Origin of the sequence: Pseudomonas sp. 58(2021), from assembly GCF_017491585.1 — a bacterium.
Lineage (GTDB): Bacteria > Pseudomonadota > Gammaproteobacteria > Pseudomonadales > Pseudomonadaceae > Aquipseudomonas > Aquipseudomonas fluorescens_BT.
On record NZ_JAFGYZ010000019.1, the window covers coordinates 68,766 to 86,301 of the forward strand.

Sequence of the window (17,536 nt, forward strand, 5' to 3'; positions counted from 1 at the left end):
CATGTGGTGACATTCGCGCGTCCCTTCGTTACCTGCGGGGGGAAACGCTCTGTTTAAACTCGTGTGCAGCGCAAGCACCAGACTTGCATGCATAACAACAAGAAAGGTACATCTCAGATGAATGCGATTTCTCGCCTCGCTACTGTCATTTCTGTCGCCTCCCTGTTCCCGCTCGCTGTGCTGCCCCTGAGTGTTTCCGCTGCCGAATCCAAAGGTTCGGTGGAAGTCGTGCATTGGTGGACGTCCGGTGGCGAAAAAGCTGCCGTCGATGTGCTCAAGGCACAAGTCGAGAAAGACGGTTTCACCTGGAAAGACGGCGCTGTCGCCGGCGGTGGCGGTGCGACTGCCATGACCGTGTTGAAAAGCCGTGCGGTAGCCGGCAACCCGCCGGGCGTTGCTCAGATCAAAGGCCCGGACATCCAGGAATGGGCGTCGACCGGTCTGCTCGACACTGACGTCCTGAAGGACGTTTCCAAGTCCGAGAAGTGGGACAGCCTGCTCGACAAGAAAGTCTCCGACACCGTGAAGTTCGAAGGTGATTACGTGGCCGTGCCGGTGAACATTCACCGCGTGAACTGGCTGTGGATCAACCCGGAAGTCTTCAAGAAAGCCGGTATCGAAAAAGCCCCGACCACCCTCGCAGAATTCTACGCCGCCGGCGACAAGCTGAAAGCGGCGGGCTTCATCCCGCTGGCCCACGGCGGTCAGCCATGGCAGGACAGCACCGTGTTCGAAGCGGTCGTGCTGTCGGTGATGGGCGTTGATGGTTACAAGAAAGCCCTGGTCGACCTGGACAACGCTGCCCTGACCGGCCCGGAAATGGTCAAGGCCCTGACCGAACTGAAAAAAGTCGCGACTTACATGGACCAGGACGGCAAAGGCCAGGACTGGAATCTGGAAGCGGCCAAGGTCATCAACGGCAAGGCCGGCATGCAGATCATGGGTGACTGGGCCAAGTCCGAATGGACCGCCGCCAAGAAAGTCGCCGGCAAGGATTACGAGTGCGTAGCCTTCCCGGGCACCGACAAGGCGTTCACCTACAACATCGACTCGCTGGCCGTGTTCAAGCAGAAGGACGCGGGCACCGCGGCCGGTCAGCAGGACATCGCCAAAGTCGTGCTGGGTGAAAACTTCCAGAAAGTCTTCAGCATCAACAAGGGCTCGATCCCGGTGCGTAACGACATGCTCGCCGACATGGGCAAGTACGGTTTCGACTCCTGCGCGCAGACCGCTGCCAAGGACTTCCTGGCAGACGCCAAGAACGGCGGCCTGCAACCGAGCATGGCGCACAACATGGCGACCACGCTGGCGGTGCAGGGTGCGTTCTTTGATGTCGTGACCAACTTCATTAACGACCCGAAAGCCGACCCGGCTGACGCTGCGAAGAAACTCGGCACCGCCATCAAGGCTGCCAAGTAACACCAGCGTAGAGCAGCTGCAGGCTTCAAGTCGCGCATCGGCCTGAAGCCTGCAGCTTGCAGCGGTCCCTCATCTTTTTTACTGGATCTTCCCATGAGTTCTGTTGCTGTGTTCAGCAAGGCCTCGCCGTTCGACGCACTGCAGCGCTGGCTACCGAAACTGGTGCTGGCGCCGAGCATGTTCATCGTTCTGGTGGGCTTCTATGGCTATATCCTCTGGACGTTTGTCCTGTCGTTCACCACATCGACCTTCCTGCCGAACTACAAGTGGGCAGGGCTGGCGCAATACGCACGGCTGTTCGACAACGACCGCTGGTGGGTGGCGAGCAAGAACCTGGCCGTGTTCGGCGGCATGTTCATCGGCATTACCCTGGTGATCGGCGTGACGCTGGCGATTTTCCTCGACCAGAAAATCCGCCGCGAAGGCTTTATCCGCACCATTTACCTGTACCCGATGGCGCTCTCGATGATCGTCACCGGTACTGCGTGGAAATGGTTGCTCAACCCGGGCATGGGCCTGGACAAATTGCTGCGGGACTGGGGCTGGGAAGGCTTCCGTCTCGACTGGCTGATCGACCCGGATCGCGTGGTGTATTGCCTGGTGATCGCGGCGGTCTGGCAAGCTTCGGGCTTCATCATGGCGATGTTCCTCGCCGGTCTGCGTGGCGTTGATCAGTCGATCATCCGTGCCGCCCAGATCGACGGCGCGAGCATGCCGCGCATTTACTGGAAAGTGGTGCTGCCAAGCCTGCGTCCGGTGTTCTTCAGTGCGGTGATGATCCTGGCGCACATCGCGATCAAGAGCTTCGACCTGGTGGCGGCCATGACGGCCGGCGGCCCGGGTTATTCCTCCGATTTGCCGGCGATGTTCATGTACTCGTTCACGTTCAGTCGTGGACAGATGGGCATGGGCTCGGCCAGTGCAATCCTGATGCTCGGTGCGATCCTCGCGATCATCGTGCCTTACCTGTACTCCGAGCTGAGGACCAAGCGTCATGACTAGTCTCGCCTCCAAACCGGCCATCAGCCTGAGTCGCATCGCGATCTACGTGGTGCTGATCCTCGCGGTCCTGCTGTATCTGGTACCGCTGGTGGTCATGCTGCTGACCAGCTTCAAGACCCCGGAAGACATCTCCACCGGCAACCTGCTGAGCTGGCCGACCGTGGTCAGCGGCATCGGCTGGGTGAAAGCCTGGGCGACGGTCGATGGCTACTTCTGGAACTCGATCAAGATCACCGTGCCGGCCGTGATCATCTCCACCGCCATCGGTGCGTTGAACGGCTACGTGCTGTCGTTCTGGCGCTTCCGCGGTTCGCAGCTGTTCTTCGGCCTGCTGTTGTTCGGCTGCTTCCTGCCGTTCCAGACCGTGCTGCTGCCGGCGTCGTTCACCCTCGGCAAGATGGGTCTGGCGAGCACCACTACCGGCCTGGTGTTCATCCATGTGGTTTACGGTCTGGCGTTCACCACGCTGTTCTTCCGTAACTACTACGTGAGTATTCCGGATGCACTGATCAAGGCGGCACGTCTCGATGGCGCGGGGTTCTTCACGATCTTCCGCCAGATCATCCTGCCGATGTCCACCCCGATCATCATGGTCTGCCTGATCTGGCAATTCACCCAGATCTGGAACGACTTCCTGTTCGGCGTGGTGTTCTCCAGCGGTGATTCGCAACCGATCACGGTGGCGCTGAACAACCTGGTCAACACCAGCACCGGGGCCAAGGAATACAACGTGGACATGGCGGCGGCGATGATCGCCGGGCTGCCGACCCTGCTGGTCTATGTGGTCGCAGGCAAGTATTTCGTGCGCGGGCTGACGGCCGGCGCAGTCAAGGGGTAATCATGGCTACGCTCGAACTTCGCAATGTAAACAAGACCTACGGTGCCGGCCTGCCGGACACCCTGAAGAACATCGAACTGTCGATCAAGGACGGTGAGTTCCTGATCCTCGTCGGGCCTTCGGGCTGCGGCAAGTCGACCCTGATGAACTGCATCGCCGGCCTGGAAACCATCACCGGCGGCGCGATCATGATCGGTGACCAGGACGTCAGTGGCATGAGCCCGAAAGATCGCGACATCGCCATGGTGTTCCAGTCCTACGCGCTGTACCCGACCATGAGCGTGCGCGAGAACATCGAGTTCGGTCTGAAGATCCGCAAGATGAGCCAGTCGGCCATCGACGAGGAGGTCGCCCGTGTGGCCAAGCTGCTGCAGATCGAGCACCTGCTCAATCGCAAGCCGGGCCAGCTCTCCGGTGGTCAGCAACAGCGCGTGGCGATGGGCCGTGCACTGGCGCGCCGACCGAAGATCTATCTGTTCGACGAACCGCTGTCCAACCTCGACGCCAAGTTGCGCGTCGAGATGCGCACCGAAATGAAACTGATGCACCAGCGCCTGAAAACCACCACGGTCTACGTGACCCACGACCAGATCGAAGCGATGACCCTGGGCGACAAGGTGGCGGTGATGAAGGACGGCATCATCCAGCAGTTCGGTACGCCGAAAGAGATCTACAACGACCCGGCCAACCTGTTCGTGGCGAGCTTCATCGGTTCGCCGCCGATGAACTTCATCCCGCTGCGCCTGCAACGCAAGGACGGCCGTCTGGTCGCGTTGCTCGACAGCGGCCAGGCCCGTTGCGAGCTGCCGATGGCGATGCAGGACGCCGGTCTCGAAGACCGCGAAGTGATCCTCGGTCTGCGCCCTGAGCAGATCGCGCTGGCGAACGGCGACGGCAACGGCCTGCCGAGCATCAAGGCCGAAGTGCAGGTCACCGAGCCGACCGGTCCGGACACCCTGGTGTTCGTCAACCTCAACGACACCAAGGTCTGCTGCCGACTGGCGCCGGACGTGGCGCCGCAGGTGGGCGAGACCCTGACCCTGCAATTCGATCCGTCGAAAGTGCTGCTGTTCGACGCCAAGAGCGGGGAGCGCCTGGGGGTTGCGGGGCTGCCGAAGACTGAAGCGCACAGCGCCAACGTCGCGCAGTTCAAAGGTCGGTAAGAAATCAATGGGGGAGTGGGCACGCCCATTTCCCCAGGGGATGTAAACCGCGTTGGAAAAAAACAGTTAATAACAATAAAGACGAGGATGTAGGGATGAAAAAGAAACACGTCAATGCCCGGTTGATCTGCCAAATGTCAGCTGCGGCCGCATTGGTACTGGCCGGCAATGCCATGGCCGCCGATGCATTCAGCTCCGATTCCAAGTGGATGACGGGCGACTGGGGGGGTGAGCGGACCAAGCTGATCGAGCAAGGCATCGACATCAAGGCCGACTACGTTGGGGAAATGGGCGCCAATCTGCATGGCGGCTACAACGACGACAAGACCGGCCGCTACAGCGACCAGTTCGGTCTGGGCGTGGCACTGGACCTGCAAAAACTCTGGGGCTGGGACAACACTCAGGCCAAGATCCAGCTGACCAACCGTAACGGTCAGAACATTTCCAACGACCGCGTTGGCGACCCGCGTGCCGGCACCCTGTCTTCCTCGCAGGAAGTCTACGGTCGTGGCCACATGGTGCGTCTGACCCAGCTGTGGATTCAGCACCAGTTCTTCGACAACAAACTCGACGTCAAGGCCGGTTACTTCGGTGAAGGCGAAGACTTCAACACCTTCCCGTGCGAATTCCAGAACCTGGCGTTCTGCGGCTCGCAGGTGGGTAACTGGGCGACCAACATCTGGTACAACTGGCCCGTCAGCCAGGCCGCGATCCGTGTGAAGTACAACATCAACGACGAGCTCTACGCGCAGATCGGCGCGTACAACCAGAACCCGTCGCAGCTGGAACACGGCAATGGCTTCAAGCTCAGCGGCAGCGGCACCGCCGGTACTGTGCTGCCAGTCGAGCTGGTCTGGTCGCCGAAGGTCAACAGCCTGCCGGGCGAATACCGCGTCGGTTACTACAAGAGCACGGCTGATGCTGCAGACGTCCGCGAAGACATCAACGGCAACGACGCTGCGACCACCGGTAATGCCTACCGCACCCACAGCAGCAAACACGGCTACTGGTTCGTTGCGCAACAGCAACTCACCAGCCACAACGGTGATGCTTCCCGCGGTCTGAACATTGCGGCCAACGCCACGTTCCACGACAAGGACACCAACTTCATCGACAACTACCAGTCGGTGATGTTTGTCTACAAAGGCCCGTTCGACGCCCGTCCGAAGGATGACGTCGGTATCGGTGCCGCGCGTATCCATGTCAACGACGACGTGAAGAAAAACGCCGAGCTGCTGAACGCCTCCAACGGTGTTTCGGACTACGACAATCCGGTGTTCTCGCCGATTCGCGAGACCGAATACAACTACGAGATCAACTACGGCTTCCACGTCACCAACTGGCTGACCGTGCGTCCGAACCTGCAATACATCACTCACCCGGGTGGTGTGGATCAGGTGGACAACGCTTTGGTCGCTGGCCTGAAAATTCAGTCTACGTTCTGACGCGTCTGCGATAAGCTCCTCTCTATGTGCGCATATTTGCGGACAGCCAAGGCTGTCCGCTTTTTTTTGGAAAGGGGTGTCGCAGCCCATGAAAGTTGAATCTGGAACCGTGGCCCATGCATGAGCATCCGCTGCAACGCTTCTTCAAGTCCTTGCGTGAACGACCGGTGTTCGCCTGGGAGCGCTATCAGATGCGCGATGTGCTGGTGATCGACCATCCGCTGTGTCAGGCGGTGTTCAGTCGTCAGGGTGCGCAGTTGCTGCACTTTCAACCGCGCGGGCAAAAACCGTGGTTATGGTGCGCGGCGAAGTGGCCGCACGTCGGGGCGATCCGTGGCGGTGTCCCGGTTTGCTGGCCGTGGTATGGCCGCCATCCGAGCGAAAACGCGTGGCCGTCCCACGGCTGGGCGCGATTGCTGGACTGGAAACTGCTCGACAGCAGCACCGCCGACGACGGCGTGCGCCTGCATTGGCAATTGCAGCTGTGCGACTGGCAGGTGGATCTGCACGCGCACCTCGGTGAACGCATGGAATTGCGCCTGAGTACCGAGCATCAGGACGACATGCCGTGCCAGTTGAGCCAGGCTTTGCATGCTTACTGGCGTATTGGCGACGTCAGTGAGATAGCGCTGTCTGGGCTCGAAGGGGCGCAGGGTTACGACCAGTTGAATCGTGAGGTTTGCCAGCAGGAAGGCGAGTTGCGGGTCGATGGCGGCTGTCAGCGCGTGTTCCAGCACGACGGCGAATTGCAGCTCAAGGATCACGCCTGGCAGCGCGAGCTGTGCATCGATACCGGCGAAAGTGCGGACACGGTGGTCTGGCATCCGGGGGCGCGGCCGTTGCTGGGCGTGACTTGGGATGAGATCTCGGAATTTGTCTGTGTTGAGGCGGCGGCGGGCGGTAAGGACAGCCTGCATCTGGCGCCGGGGGAGAAGGCGCATCTGAGTTTGCAGGCGTGGGCTGCAGCCTAGATTTGCGGTGAGTTGGCTGACGCCTTCGCGAGCAAGCCCGCTCCCACAGGTGACCGCATTTCATCTGGAGAAATACAGTCGAATGTGGGAGCGGGCTTGCTCGCGAAGAGGCCGGACATTCAGCCCAAGATTCGGATCAGTTGAACTCGTCACCCACCGGATACCGGCTCGCATTCAAGCTCTCTTTGATCTTGCGCAGATGGGGCTGGAAATCCACCCCGCGACGCAAGGTCATTCCGGTCGCCAACACATCCAGCACGGTCAGTTGAATGATCCGCGAAGTCATCGGCATGTAAATGTCAGTGTCTTCCGGAAGCGGAATGTTCAGGCTCAGCGTACTGGCCTTGGCCAGGGGCGAGTTCTCGGCGGTCAGGCCCAGTACCGAAGCGCCGTTCTCCCGGGCGATGCGCGCCACTTCCACCAGCTCGCGGGTGCGCCCGGTGTAGGAAATGATCACGAACAACTCACCGGTATGCGCCACCGAAGCAATCATCCGCTGCATCAACACATCAGCATGCGCGGTCACCGCCAGGTTGAAACGGAAGAACTTGTGCTGCGCATCCAGCGCCACCGGCGCCGAAGCGCCGAGGCCGAAGAAGTGGATCTGCCGCGCCTGAATCAACAGGTCGACGGCGCGGCTGATCAGGTTCGGGTCCAGTGCCTGGCAGGCGCTGTCCAACGACGCGATCGCACTGCCGAAAATCTTCTGCGTGTAGGCCTCGGGATTGTCGTCGGCTTCTACTGCACGGCTGACATACGCCGCGCCGCTGGCCAGGCTCTGTGCCAGTTGCAACTTGAGTTCGGGGTAGCCGCTGACGCCGAACGAGCGGCAGAAACGGTTGACTGTCGGTTCACTGACCTTTGCTGCCTGGGCGAGGGCGGCGATGCTGAAGCGGGTGGCCTGCTGTGGGTTGAGCAGGATCACTTCGGCGACTTTGCGTTCGGCCTTGTTCAGCTCTTCAAGGCGACTCTGGATCTGTTCCAGTAAATTTCGCACGCGGTCCATATGGATTTCCTAGATTCACCGGCGCCGATAAGCGCACGGCTATGCAAATTGGGCCTTTGATGTGGCCCGTGACGGTGGCCTATCCTACTGATGGCTCCGACCGACCACCACTCGGAATCTGTATTTTGCGAAAATGTTGTGGTTATTACTACATTTTCCCTTGAGTGATGCCTTGAAAAAAGGTATTTGTAGCTTAACTTGATAAAAGAACAAACATCATGCCTTCGATTACGGTTGAACCGTGCACCTTCGCCTTGTTCGGCGCCTTGGGCGATCTGGCCCTGCGCAAGCTGTTTCCTGCCCTTTATCACCTGGATGGCGCCGGCCTGCTGCACGAGGACACGCGTATTATCGCGCTGGCCCGTGAAGAGGGCTCCGACCAGCAGCACATGGCATTCATTGCCGCCGAACTGCGTCGCTACGTGGGCAAGGAACTGGACGAGGCCGTGGCCGAGCGCTTTCTGGCGCGCCTGACCTACCTGCACGTCGACTTCCTCAAGGCTGAAGACTACGTGGCGCTGGCTGATCTTGCGGGCACAAAGCAACGCATGATTGCCTACTTCGCCACCCCGGCGGCGGTGTACGGCGCGATCTGCGAGAACCTGGCGAACGTTGGTCTGGCAGAAAACACCCGCGTGGTGCTGGAAAAACCGATCGGCTCCGACCTCGAGTCCTCACGCAAGGTCAACGACGCTGTGGCGCAGTTCTTCCCGGAGAACCGCACCTATCGCATTGACCACTACCTGGGCAAAGAGACCGTACAGAACCTGATCGCCCTGCGTTTCGCCAACAGCCTGTTCGAAACCCAGTGGAACCAGAACTACATCTCCCACGTGGAAATCACCGTGGCCGAGAAGGTCGGCATCGAAGGCCGCTGGGGCTATTTCGACAAGGCCGGTCAGTTGCGGGACATGATCCAGAACCACCTGCTGCAACTGCTCTGCCTGATCGCCATGGACCCGCCGGCCGACCTGTCCGCCGACAGCATCCGCGACGAGAAGGTCAAGGTGCTCAAGGCCCTGGCGCCGATCAGTCCGGAAGGCCTGACCACGCAAGTGGTGCGCGGCCAGTACATCGCCGGGCACAGCGAAGGCAAGTCCGTACCGGGCTACCTCGAAGAACCGAATTCCAACGCCCAGAGCGACACCGAAACCTTCGTCGCCCTGCGTGCCGACATCCGCAACTGGCGTTGGGCCGGCGTGCCGTTCTACCTGCGCACCGGCAAGCGCATGCCGCAGAAGCTGTCGCAGATCGTCATTCACTTCAAGGAACCGTCGCACTACATCTTCGCCCCCGAGCAGCGCCTGCAGATCAGCAACAAACTGATCATCCGCCTGCAACCGGACGAAGGTATTTCCCTGCGTGTGATGACCAAGGAGCAAGGCCTGGACAAGGGCATGCAACTGCGCAGCGGCCCACTGCAACTGAATTTTTCCGACACCTGGCGCAGCGCTCGAATCCCCGATGCCTACGAGCGGTTGTTGCTGGAAGTGATGAACGGCAATCAGAACCTGTTTGTCCGTAAAGATGAAATCGAAGCCGCGTGGAAATGGTGTGACCAGTTGATCGCCGGGTGGAAAAAATCCGGTGACGCGCCCAAGCCGTATGCGGCCGGGTCGTGGGGGCCGATGAGCTCCATTGCACTGATCACGCGGGACGGGAGGTCGTGGTATGGCGATATCTGATGTGAAACTGCCCCAGGGCGTGAATGCCCGTGAATTCAAGAGCCCGGTATTGCTCGCCGAAGGCCTGGCGCTGAATGTCGCCAAGCAGTTGAGCGAGGCATTGGCTGCGCGCGGCAACGCCGTGCTGGTGGTGTCCGGCGGTCGCAGCCCGGTGGCGTTTTTCCAGCACCTGGCCAAGCAGGCGCTGGACTGGTCGAAGGTCGTCGTGACCTTGGCCGACGAGCGCTGGGTACCGGTCGAACATGCCGACAGCAACGCCGGACTGCTCAAGCAGTATCTGCTCAAAGGCCCGGCAGCGAAGGCGCAATTCCTCAGCCTTTACAGCGCGGCGGCCAACGTCGAGCAGGCAGCGGAGCAGGCCGATCGGTTGCTCGCCGAGTTGCCGCCCATCGACGTGCTGGTGTTGGGCATGGGCGATGACGGCCATACCGCGTCGCTGTTCCCGGACAGCCCGAATCTGACTGAAGCCCTGCAAGCCGATGGCGCCCGTCGTTGCTGGCCGATGCTGGCGCCGAGCGTGCCGCGTCAACGCCTGACCATGAGCCGGGCGCTGCTGGCATCGGCCAAGCACAAGATTCTGTCGATTTCCGGTCAGTCGAAACTGACCACCCTGAATGCCGCACTGGCATCCAACGACGTCGCCGCCATGCCGGTTCGCGCGTTTCTGCAACCTACGTTAGAGATTTACTGGTGCCCATGAGCCAAGGAACAGCCGCTATGACAACCCCATCCCCGACCGTTTCCATGGCGGACAAAGTTGCCCTGATCGACAGCCTCTGCGCCAAGGCGCGGATCCTGCCGGTGATCACCATCGCCCGTGAACAGGACGTGCTGCCGCTGGCTGACGCCCTGGCTGCCGGCGGTCTGACCGCGCTGGAAGTGACCCTGCGTTCGCAGTTCGGCCTCAAGGCGATCCAGATCCTGCGCGAACAGCGCCCGGAACTGGTGACCGGTGCCGGCACCGTGCTCGACCGCAACATGCTGGCCGCGGCTGAAGCTGCCGGTTCGCAATTCATTGTCACTCCGGGTATCACCCGTGACCTGCTGGAAGCCAGCGTCGAAAGCCCGATCCCGCTGCTGCCGGGCATCAGCAATGCCTCCGGCATCATGGAAGGCTATGGCCTGGGTTATCGCCGCTTCAAGCTGTTCCCGGCTGAAGTCAGCGGCGGCGTGGCAGCCATCAAGGCCCTCGGCGGCCCGTTCGGCGAAGTGAAATTCTGCCCGACCGGCGGCGTGGGTCCTGCCAACATCAAGAGCTACATGGCGCTGAAAAACGTTATGTGCGTAGGCGGTAGCTGGATGCTCGATCCGGAGTGGATCAAGAACGGCGACTGGGCCCGCATTCAGGAATGCACCGCCGAGGCGTTGGCGCTGCTGGACTGATGTTTTTCAAATAGTTGCAACCCTACACTTCGTTGTGTGTTCTACGGCTTTAACGGTGCGCTTGGTCGGTGCACCGTTTTTTTTTGCCCGAAACGCCTTCGTTATGTCGAGATACATAGTTACCGCACCTGGCTTCGCGTGGGGCGTTAACCTGCGTTCATCTTATGGAAGAGAGAACGCCTCATGGACAACCAGCCTTCAGCTCCAGCGGTTTATCAACTGGCTCCCGAGCAAGTCGCCGGGCCCTATTTTCGCAATCCCAGACTGTTGCGTCGCAACATCAGCGAAGGGGCCGAGGGCCTGCCGTTGCTGCTGCGCCTGACCATCGTCGATGCCATGACCGCCGAACCGGTCAGTGGTGCCTTGGTGGATATCTGGCACTGCAATGCGTGCGGGTCTTACTCGGGCTGGAGTCGGATCAACCCGGATCTGGCAGTCGACGTCGAGGACATCGGTTCGATCCCGCGAACCGACGATGACACCTACCTGCGTGGCGGCCAGTTCAGCGATCACAAGGGCAGGGTGCGCTTCACCACGATCTATCCGGGGTTTTATGCCGGGCGTGCGTTACATATCCATGTGGCGGTGCGCATCGTTGCCGGCAGCGAATACCTGGATGAGCGCAACGTAGCCTGGGTCGGGCAGCTGTACTTTCCCGAAGTCGTGACACGCTCGGTGCTCAATACGAAGGCCTATCGCGGGCGGGTGTCCGCACCGCTGAACAACTGCCAGGATCACTACTACACCCGGATGGGCGGGGAAGCCTCGACGCTGACAGTCTGGCCGATTGGCCGCGACTCTCACGAGGACGGTTACTTCGGTCACCTCACGATCGGCATCGACACCTTTGCGGTGTCGTCGCAGATCAAGCCCGAGGACTTCGACAAGTACACGGTTTAACGCAGTTCATTCAACGCCAGAATCAGTGACTGAATCTCCGCCGCCGTCGTGGTCAACGACGGCGTGATGCGGATGCACGGCCCGCAGGCCGCGCCGTTGCGCACCACGGTGAACAGGTTGTAGTCGTTGAGCAGGCGGTCGGCCATCGCCTGCTGGTCGTCATGTCGGGTAAAACGCATCGAGGTGATGCCGCAATACAGACGCGGATCGTCCGGCGTGGTGACCTCGATGCCCGGCAGGTTGCGCACGGCGCTGACCCACAGGTTGCGCAGGTAGTTCACCCGTGCGCCCTTGGCCGCGGCGCCACCGAGCGCACGATGCTCCTCGAATACCAGCGGCAGGGTCATCAGCGCGGGAATGTTCGGTGTGCTGTAGGGCGTGCGCGAGCGAATGTCGTTGAGCGGGAAATGCATCTCGCCCATGTCCGGTTCGATGTCGGCCAGACGCTGCGGGGCAATGTAGAGAAAGCCCAGAGTCAGCGGCGAGCCGATCCATTTGTGCAGGTTGTACCCGGCGAAGGCGATGCCCAGCGCCTCCAGATCGAACTCGATCTGGCCGAGGGCATGGGCGCCATCAAGGATGATGTCGACGTCATGCTCCCTGGCCAGCGCGGCGATGGCCTGTACCGGCATCACCAGCCCGGTGCGGTGGGTGACGTGGGTCAGCGCCATCAGCTTGAGCTTCGGGTGACGTATGAAGGCTTCGCGGTAAGTGGCCAGCAGGCTTTCGAAACTGGCCGGGTGAGTGTGCTCGATCTCGATCACTTCGACCCCGCGATGGCGTGCCAGCCAGCGCATGGCGCTCTTGACCGTGTCGTATTCCAGGTCGCAGATCAGCACTTGATCGCCAGGCTTGAGCCGTTTGTAGTTGCGGATCAGCGATTGCAGGCTGGCCGTGGCGTTGTGGGTGAAGGCGATGCTTTGTGCGCGCACGCCGATCATCTCGGCCAGCTGTGCGCGGATGTCGAGGCTGTCGTGCTGTTCGAAACGCTGGCGCACGTACACCGAATTGCTGTTGTTGATCAGCTCGACGTTGCGCTGGTACTCCTCGACCACCGTGCGCGACATGCGTCCGAAGTAACCGTTTTCCAGGTTCATGGGGCCGGGGTGGCGGTCGTAACGGTCGGCGAAGGTTTGCCAGAAGGCTTCGTCTCGGGCGCGGCGGGTGTTATCGGGCATGGTTGACTCGACTCGGATCAGGGTGACGCCTCAGTGGCGCGGGGCAGGTTTGCCGTGTTTTGCGCGCAACGGTTCAAGCAGCTCCGACAGGCCGTTGTGATCGATTTCCTGCATCAAGGCCAGCAGGCCGCCCAGTTCGCCATGGGGAAATCCTTCCCGGGCGAACCAGTTCAGGTACGGGCCGGGCAGGTCGGCGATGATCCGGCCCTTGTACTTGCCAAAGGGCATTTCGCGGGTGATCAGCAACTCGAGTTTTTCAGGATTCATCAAAGGGATCGTCTTGATTCGAAACAGTCTGGAAAATACAGGCATTCTGCATGCAGGCCAAATGACAGATCATGCAAATAACAGGCATACAGTTTTTTGTTTTGTTTTTAAGTTGTTGAAATTAAACAATTAAATTCTTAAGCGAAAGCTGGCACGACCACTGCAACACTCCTTGCATCTTTCACCCACGCAAGGAATTGAAAAATGACTGACATGAATAAAGAAGCCATCTCTGTCCTCAACGACCTGATCGAAACCAGCAAGGACGGTCAGGAAGGGTTCAAGACCTGTGCTGAAGATATCAAGCACCCAGAACTGAAAGCCCTGTTTGCGAAACGCTCCGCCGACTGCGCTACCGCTGCCGCCGAATTGCAGGCGACCGTGCGTTCAATGGGCGGCGATCCGGAAACCTCCACCAGCGTCAGCGGTGATCTGCACCGTCGTTGGGTCGACGTCAAAGCAATGTTCACCGGCAAGGACGAAGAAGCGGTGCTCAACGAAGCCGAGCGCGGTGAAGACCACGCCCTGAAGGCCTATCGTGAAGCGATCGAAAAGATCAACAAGCATAATCTGGTCGGCATTCGTGATCTGGTCGAGCGTCAGTACCACGGCGTGCAACGCAATCACGATCAGGTGAAAGCCCTGCGTAACCAGGCTCGCGCACGCTCGTAAGCGTTCGAGGTCAAGAAAAAACGCCAGCTAGTCTGGCGTTTTTTTGAGTCCGGATTTAACCGAGGACGATCAGCCGATGCTGATGGCTGGCAAGGTTGGCAGCGTAACGGTCTGCTGTTTGCGCGGTGCCAGGATCTCGGCCTCGCCGTCCACCACCAGTTCATCGCGCTGGTTGAACACGCGAGTGGCAATACGCACGCGGAATTTCGGCAGTTTCTCGAGGATTTCCAGGCGCACGGTCAGGGTGTCGCCGATCTTCACCGGCTTCTGGAAGCTCATCTGCTGGCCGATATAAATGGTGCCCGGCCCAGGCAGCTCGCACGCCACTGCCGCACTGATCAGCGCACCGCTGAACATGCCGTGGGCGATACGCTCCTTGAACATGCTGGCGGCGGCGAACTCGGCGTCCAGGTGCACCGGGTTGTGATCGCCGGACATCGCGGCAAACAGCTGAATGTCGCGTTCCTCGACAGTCTTGCTGTAGCTCGCGGTCTGGCCCACTTCGAGGGCTTCGTAAGGGATGTTGGTAACCTGGGTCATCGGTATCGATTCCTGTGACTGACTAAATGAATCCACAAATAAATTATTCGCTACGGTGCGGACGGGGATGGCTCAGCGCCTGGTCGATCCAGGCCAGCACATCGGCGGTCACTTCGTCGCGGTTGCTCTCGTTGAACAATTCGTGCCGGGCCTGCGGGTAGATCTTCAGTTGCAGGTTCTGACTGCCGGCCGAGCGCAAGGCATTGGCCAGATCAGTCAGACGCTTGCCTTCGCTCACCGGATCACATTCGCCGCCAATCACCAGCAACGGCAGGCCCGGGTCGATCTGGGCGAGATTGGACGCTTTGCTGATTTGCTGCAACCCGCCGAGCAGGTCGATCCACAACTGATTGGTGCAGCGAAAGCCGCACAGCGGATCGGTGGCATATTTGTCGACTTCGACCGGGTCGCGACTCAGCCAGTCGAACCGGGTGCGCGCCGGTTTGAATTTATTGTTGAACGAGCCGAACGACAGCCATTCGATCAGCGCGCTGCGTCCCTTGGCGCCCTGACGCAGTTTTTCGAACCGGGCGATCTGCCGCGCCGCGCGGTACAGCGCAACCGGCTGAAAATTCGAGCCGCTGAGAATCGCGCCGTGAAGGCTGGCACTGTGATGCAGCAGATAAGCCTGGGCAATATAGCTGCCCATGCTGTGCCCGAGCAGCACGATCGGCACGCCGGGATGGCGTTGGCCGATGTGTTGGTTGAGGCTCGCCAGATCACCGACCACCTTGCACCAGCCATCGTCGTCGGCGAAATGTCCGAGCGTCCCATGATCGGCTGTTTTGCCATGGCCGCGCTGATCGGGCGCGTACACACCGTAGCCTTCGGCGCAGAACGAGTCTGCCAGTCGCGCATACCGAGCGCTGTGCTCGGCCATGCCGTGGGCCAGCAGAATCACCGCTTTTAGCGGTGCGTTGGGCAGCCACTGGTTGACGAAGAGGCGGCTGCGGTCATTCGCGTCCAGCCAGAAAGTGTCGTGGATCATGGCGATTCCTTTGCGGCATGCTTTTGCTGCAGGGGCTTGCAGAGATTGCATTGTATAGCGCGTCCGATCAGCTCACGCCACGGCAGGAAGATTCACACGATCAATGAGGACGTCGCTCATATTTGCCTGATTGACCATAGCTGCTAGTGTCCGTGAAGCCCCGCTTTTTGCTCTCGGCTTTTTCACGGATGGAAAGAAATGACAGCGAAGCGGCCCCGGATCGGCTCAGGTAAAGAGGACAAGAACAATGCAACCTGATTTCTGGAATGACAAACGCCCGGCGGGCGTACCCCTGGATATCGACGCGAATGAATTCAAGTCGGTGATCGAGGTGTTCGAGCGTTCCTGCAAGAAATTTGCTGACCGCCCAGCGTTCAGCAACATGGGTGTGACCCTGACCTACGCCGAACTCGAGCGCCAGAGCGCTGCGTTCGCCGGTTATCTGCAAGCCCACACCGATCTGGCGCCGGGGGATCGCATCGCGGTGCAGATGCCCAACGTCCTGCATTATCCGATTGCCGTGTTCGGTGCGCTGCGTGCCGGGCTGATCGTGGTCAATACCAACCCGCTGTACACCGCGCGGGAGATGCGTCACCAGTTCAAGGACTCCGGTGCCCGGGCGCTGGTGTACCTGAACATGTTCGGCCAGAAGGTCCAGGAAGTGCTGCCGGACACCGACATTCAATATCTCATCGAAGCGAAGATGGGCGACCTGATGCCCACCGCCAAGGGCTGGCTGGTCAACACCGTGGTCAGCAAAGTGAAGAAAATGGTCCCGGCGTATTCGCTGCCCCAGGCGATTTCCTTCAAGCGCGCGTTGCGCATGGGCCGGGGCCTGGGCATCAAGCCGCTGAAGGTCGGCCTGGACGACATCGCCGTGCTGCAATACACCGGCGGCACTACCGGCCTGGCCAAGGGCGCGATGCTGACCCATGGCAACCTGGTGGCGAACATGCAACAGGTGCGCGCCTGCCTCGGTCAGTTCGGCAGCGACGGCCAGCCGCTGTTGCGCGAAGGGCAGGAGGTGATGATCGCGCCGCTGCCGCTTTACCACATCTACGCCTTCACCGCGAATTGCATGTGCATGATGGTGTCCGGCAACCACAACGTATTGATCACCAACCCACGTGACATCGGCGGCTTCATCAAGGAGCTGAAGAACTGGAAGTTCTCGGCGTTGCTGGGGCTCAACACCCTGTTCGTCGCCCTGATGGACCATCCGGACTTCAAGACCCTGGATTTCTCCACCCTCAAGCTCACCAACTCCGGCGGCACCGCGCTGGTCAAGGCCACCGCCGAGCGCTGGGAGCAGCTCACCGGTTGCCGCATCACCGAAGGCTACGGCCTGACCGAAACCTCGCCGGTGGCCTGCACCAACCCGTACGGCGAGCTGTCGCGAATCGGCACGGTCGGCCTGCCGGTACCCGGTACCTTGTTGAAAGTCATCAACGACGACGGCGCTGAACAGCCTCTGGGCGAGCGCGGCGAACTGTGCATCAAGGGCCCGCAGATCATGAAGGGCTACTGGAACAAACCCGAGGCCACCGCCGAAGTGCTGGATGCCGAGGGCTGGTTCAAGTCCGGCGACATTGCGGTGATCGACCCGGACGGATTCGTGCGCATCGTCGACCGCAAGAAAGACATGATCATCGTCTCGGGTTTCAACGTGTACCCGAACGAGATCGAAGACGTGGTGATGGCCCACCCCAAAGTCGCCAACTGCGCGGTGATCGGTGTGCCGGACGAGCGCTCCGGCGAGGCGGTGAAGCTGTTTGTGGTGGCGCGGGAAACCGGGGTCAGCCTGGAAGAGCTGAAGGCCTACTGCAAAGAAAATTTCACCGCGTACAAGGTGCCGAAACACATCGTGCTGCGTGAGTCGTTGCCGATGACGCCTGTCGGGAAAATTCTGCGGCGGGAGTTGCGCGATATCGCATAAACAGACCGCGCCAAGCGAAATCGTCGGATCGCCGCCCGGAGCGGGCTCGCTCCCTGAGGTTCACTGATGACCCTGTGGGAGCGAGCCCGCTCGCGTTTCCAGCCCCGAAAACCGGGACTTTCAAAGCGTTATAGGATTTTTGC

Annotated in this window: 17 protein-coding genes; 12 read left to right on the forward strand and 5 right to left on the reverse strand. The window is 60.3% G+C overall.

The annotated features are described in order from the left end of the window. Nucleotides 1–117 precede the first annotated feature (117 nt). From J5M72_RS21220 to J5M72_RS21245, 6 genes are all read left to right on the forward strand, one after another. Entirely contained in the window at nt 118–1,419 is a 1,302-nt protein-coding gene (locus tag J5M72_RS21220; RefSeq protein ID WP_169431600.1) for an ABC transporter substrate-binding protein, read from the forward strand. A gap of 93 nt (nt 1,420–1,512) precedes the next feature. Further along, nucleotides 1,513–2,421, forward strand: a complete 909-nt coding sequence (locus tag J5M72_RS21225) for a sugar ABC transporter permease (RefSeq protein ID WP_085697145.1) — start codon at nt 1,513–1,515, stop codon at nt 2,419–2,421. After that, nucleotides 2,414–3,259 carry a carbohydrate ABC transporter permease gene (locus tag J5M72_RS21230; protein WP_207866990.1) on the forward strand — a complete coding sequence of 282 codons (846 nt, stop codon included), beginning with the start codon at nt 2,414–2,416 and terminating at the stop codon, nt 3,257–3,259. Before J5M72_RS21225 ends, J5M72_RS21230 begins: the two co-directional genes overlap by 8 nt. Before the next feature lie 2 nt (nt 3,260–3,261). Continuing rightward, the gene (gene ugpC, locus J5M72_RS21235; protein WP_207866991.1) at nt 3,262–4,422 is read left to right on the forward strand and encodes a sn-glycerol-3-phosphate ABC transporter ATP-binding protein UgpC; all 1,161 of its coding nucleotides are present in this window, start codon (nt 3,262–3,264) and stop codon (nt 4,420–4,422) included. 95 nt (nt 4,423–4,517) lie between these two features. Further along, entirely contained in the window at nt 4,518–5,867 is a 1,350-nt protein-coding gene (locus tag J5M72_RS21240) for a carbohydrate porin (RefSeq protein WP_169431598.1), read from the forward strand. 116 nt (nt 5,868–5,983) lie between these two features. Next, the gene (locus J5M72_RS21245; protein WP_169431597.1) at nt 5,984–6,838 is read left to right on the forward strand and encodes a D-hexose-6-phosphate mutarotase; all 855 of its coding nucleotides are present in this window, start codon (nt 5,984–5,986) and stop codon (nt 6,836–6,838) included. A 136-nt stretch (nt 6,839–6,974) separates the two neighbouring features. On the opposite strand, the gene J5M72_RS21250 is transcribed toward J5M72_RS21245, so the two are convergent. After that, nucleotides 6,975–7,835, reverse strand: a complete 861-nt coding sequence (locus J5M72_RS21250; protein ID WP_169432688.1) for a MurR/RpiR family transcriptional regulator — start codon at nt 7,833–7,835, stop codon at nt 6,975–6,977. Between the two features lie 227 nt (nt 7,836–8,062). Here J5M72_RS21250 and zwf point away from each other — a divergent pair, with 227 nt between their 5' ends. The 4 genes from zwf to J5M72_RS21270 all read left to right on the forward strand — a co-directional run bounded on the left by zwf (nt 8,063) and on the right by J5M72_RS21270 (nt 11,812). Further along, entirely contained in the window at nt 8,063–9,529 is a 1,467-nt protein-coding gene (zwf, locus tag J5M72_RS21255; RefSeq protein WP_207866992.1) for a glucose-6-phosphate dehydrogenase, read from the forward strand. Beyond that, entirely contained in the window at nt 9,516–10,229 is a 714-nt protein-coding gene (pgl, locus tag J5M72_RS21260; RefSeq protein ID WP_207866993.1) for a 6-phosphogluconolactonase, read from the forward strand. Before zwf ends, pgl begins: the two co-directional genes overlap by 14 nt. A 17-nt stretch (nt 10,230–10,246) precedes the next feature. Continuing rightward, complete coding sequence (locus J5M72_RS21265; protein WP_011335602.1) at nt 10,247–10,912, forward strand: bifunctional 4-hydroxy-2-oxoglutarate aldolase/2-dehydro-3-deoxy-phosphogluconate aldolase; 666 nt, start codon at nt 10,247–10,249, stop codon at nt 10,910–10,912. 183 nt (nt 10,913–11,095) lie between these two features. Then, the gene (locus J5M72_RS21270; protein ID WP_207866994.1) at nt 11,096–11,812 is read left to right on the forward strand and encodes an intradiol ring-cleavage dioxygenase; all 717 of its coding nucleotides are present in this window, start codon (nt 11,096–11,098) and stop codon (nt 11,810–11,812) included. Here the strand turns inward: J5M72_RS21270 and J5M72_RS21275 are convergent. Both J5M72_RS21275 and J5M72_RS21280 read right to left on the reverse strand, forming a co-directional pair. Beyond that, complete coding sequence (locus J5M72_RS21275; protein ID WP_207866995.1) at nt 11,809–12,990, reverse strand: aminotransferase class V-fold PLP-dependent enzyme; 1,182 nt, start codon at nt 12,988–12,990, stop codon at nt 11,809–11,811. The two genes, J5M72_RS21270 and J5M72_RS21275, sit on opposite strands and share 4 nt — an antisense overlap. Nucleotides 12,991–13,020: 30 nt before the next feature. Further along, nucleotides 13,021–13,257: a DUF3820 family protein gene (locus J5M72_RS21280; RefSeq protein WP_003213031.1), complete on the reverse strand. Its 237-nt coding sequence runs from the start codon at nt 13,255–13,257 to the stop codon at nt 13,021–13,023. Nucleotides 13,258–13,461: 204 nt separating this feature from the next. Between J5M72_RS21280 and J5M72_RS21285 the strand changes: the two genes are divergently transcribed. Next, nucleotides 13,462–13,929, forward strand: a complete 468-nt coding sequence (locus J5M72_RS21285) for a PA2169 family four-helix-bundle protein (RefSeq protein ID WP_025112834.1) — start codon at nt 13,462–13,464, stop codon at nt 13,927–13,929. A gap of 69 nt (nt 13,930–13,998) precedes the next feature. Here J5M72_RS21285 and J5M72_RS21290 read toward each other — a convergent pair whose 3' ends face one another. Both J5M72_RS21290 and J5M72_RS21295 read right to left on the reverse strand, forming a co-directional pair. Next, entirely contained in the window at nt 13,999–14,469 is a 471-nt protein-coding gene (locus tag J5M72_RS21290) for a MaoC family dehydratase (RefSeq protein WP_003227420.1), read from the reverse strand. Between the two features lie 43 nt (nt 14,470–14,512). Continuing rightward, complete coding sequence (locus J5M72_RS21295; protein WP_207866996.1) at nt 14,513–15,457, reverse strand: alpha/beta hydrolase; 945 nt, start codon at nt 15,455–15,457, stop codon at nt 14,513–14,515. Between the two features lie 247 nt (nt 15,458–15,704). Between J5M72_RS21295 and fadD2 the strand changes: the two genes are divergently transcribed. Further along, nucleotides 15,705–17,393 (forward strand): long-chain-fatty-acid--CoA ligase FadD2, encoded by a 1,689-nt coding sequence (fadD2, locus tag J5M72_RS21300; protein ID WP_207866997.1) that lies wholly within the window; start codon nt 15,705–15,707, stop codon nt 17,391–17,393. Nucleotides 17,394–17,536: the final 143 nt, after the last annotated feature.

Excerpts from the sequence above, each read along its gene's own strand:
- ugpC (WP_207866991.1), top strand. The coding sequence starts at position 3,262 with ATGGCTACGCTCGAACTTCGCAATGTAAACAAGACCTACGGTGCCGGC.
- J5M72_RS21295 (WP_207866996.1), bottom strand. The coding sequence starts at position 15,457 with ATGATCCACGACACTTTCTGGCTGGACGCGAATGACCGCAGCCGCCTC.
- J5M72_RS21230 (WP_207866990.1), top strand. The coding sequence starts at position 2,414 with ATGACTAGTCTCGCCTCCAAACCGGCCATCAGCCTGAGTCGCATCGCG.
- fadD2 (WP_207866997.1), top strand. The coding sequence starts at position 15,705 with ATGCAACCTGATTTCTGGAATGACAAACGCCCGGCGGGCGTACCCCTG.
- J5M72_RS21265 (WP_011335602.1), top strand. The coding sequence starts at position 10,247 with ATGACAACCCCATCCCCGACCGTTTCCATGGCGGACAAAGTTGCCCTG.
- zwf (WP_207866992.1), top strand. The coding sequence starts at position 8,063 with ATGCCTTCGATTACGGTTGAACCGTGCACCTTCGCCTTGTTCGGCGCC.
- J5M72_RS21240 (WP_169431598.1), top strand. The coding sequence starts at position 4,518 with ATGAAAAAGAAACACGTCAATGCCCGGTTGATCTGCCAAATGTCAGCT.
- J5M72_RS21280 (WP_003213031.1), bottom strand. The coding sequence starts at position 13,257 with ATGAATCCTGAAAAACTCGAGTTGCTGATCACCCGCGAAATGCCCTTT.
- J5M72_RS21270 (WP_207866994.1), top strand. The coding sequence starts at position 11,096 with ATGGACAACCAGCCTTCAGCTCCAGCGGTTTATCAACTGGCTCCCGAG.
- J5M72_RS21220 (WP_169431600.1), top strand. The coding sequence starts at position 118 with ATGAATGCGATTTCTCGCCTCGCTACTGTCATTTCTGTCGCCTCCCTG.
- J5M72_RS21275 (WP_207866995.1), bottom strand. The coding sequence starts at position 12,990 with ATGCCCGATAACACCCGCCGCGCCCGAGACGAAGCCTTCTGGCAAACC.
- J5M72_RS21225 (WP_085697145.1), top strand. The coding sequence starts at position 1,513 with ATGAGTTCTGTTGCTGTGTTCAGCAAGGCCTCGCCGTTCGACGCACTG.
- pgl (WP_207866993.1), top strand. The coding sequence starts at position 9,516 with ATGGCGATATCTGATGTGAAACTGCCCCAGGGCGTGAATGCCCGTGAA.
- J5M72_RS21245 (WP_169431597.1), top strand. The coding sequence starts at position 5,984 with ATGCATGAGCATCCGCTGCAACGCTTCTTCAAGTCCTTGCGTGAACGA.
- J5M72_RS21290 (WP_003227420.1), bottom strand. The coding sequence starts at position 14,469 with ATGACCCAGGTTACCAACATCCCTTACGAAGCCCTCGAAGTGGGCCAG.
- J5M72_RS21285 (WP_025112834.1), top strand. The coding sequence starts at position 13,462 with ATGACTGACATGAATAAAGAAGCCATCTCTGTCCTCAACGACCTGATC.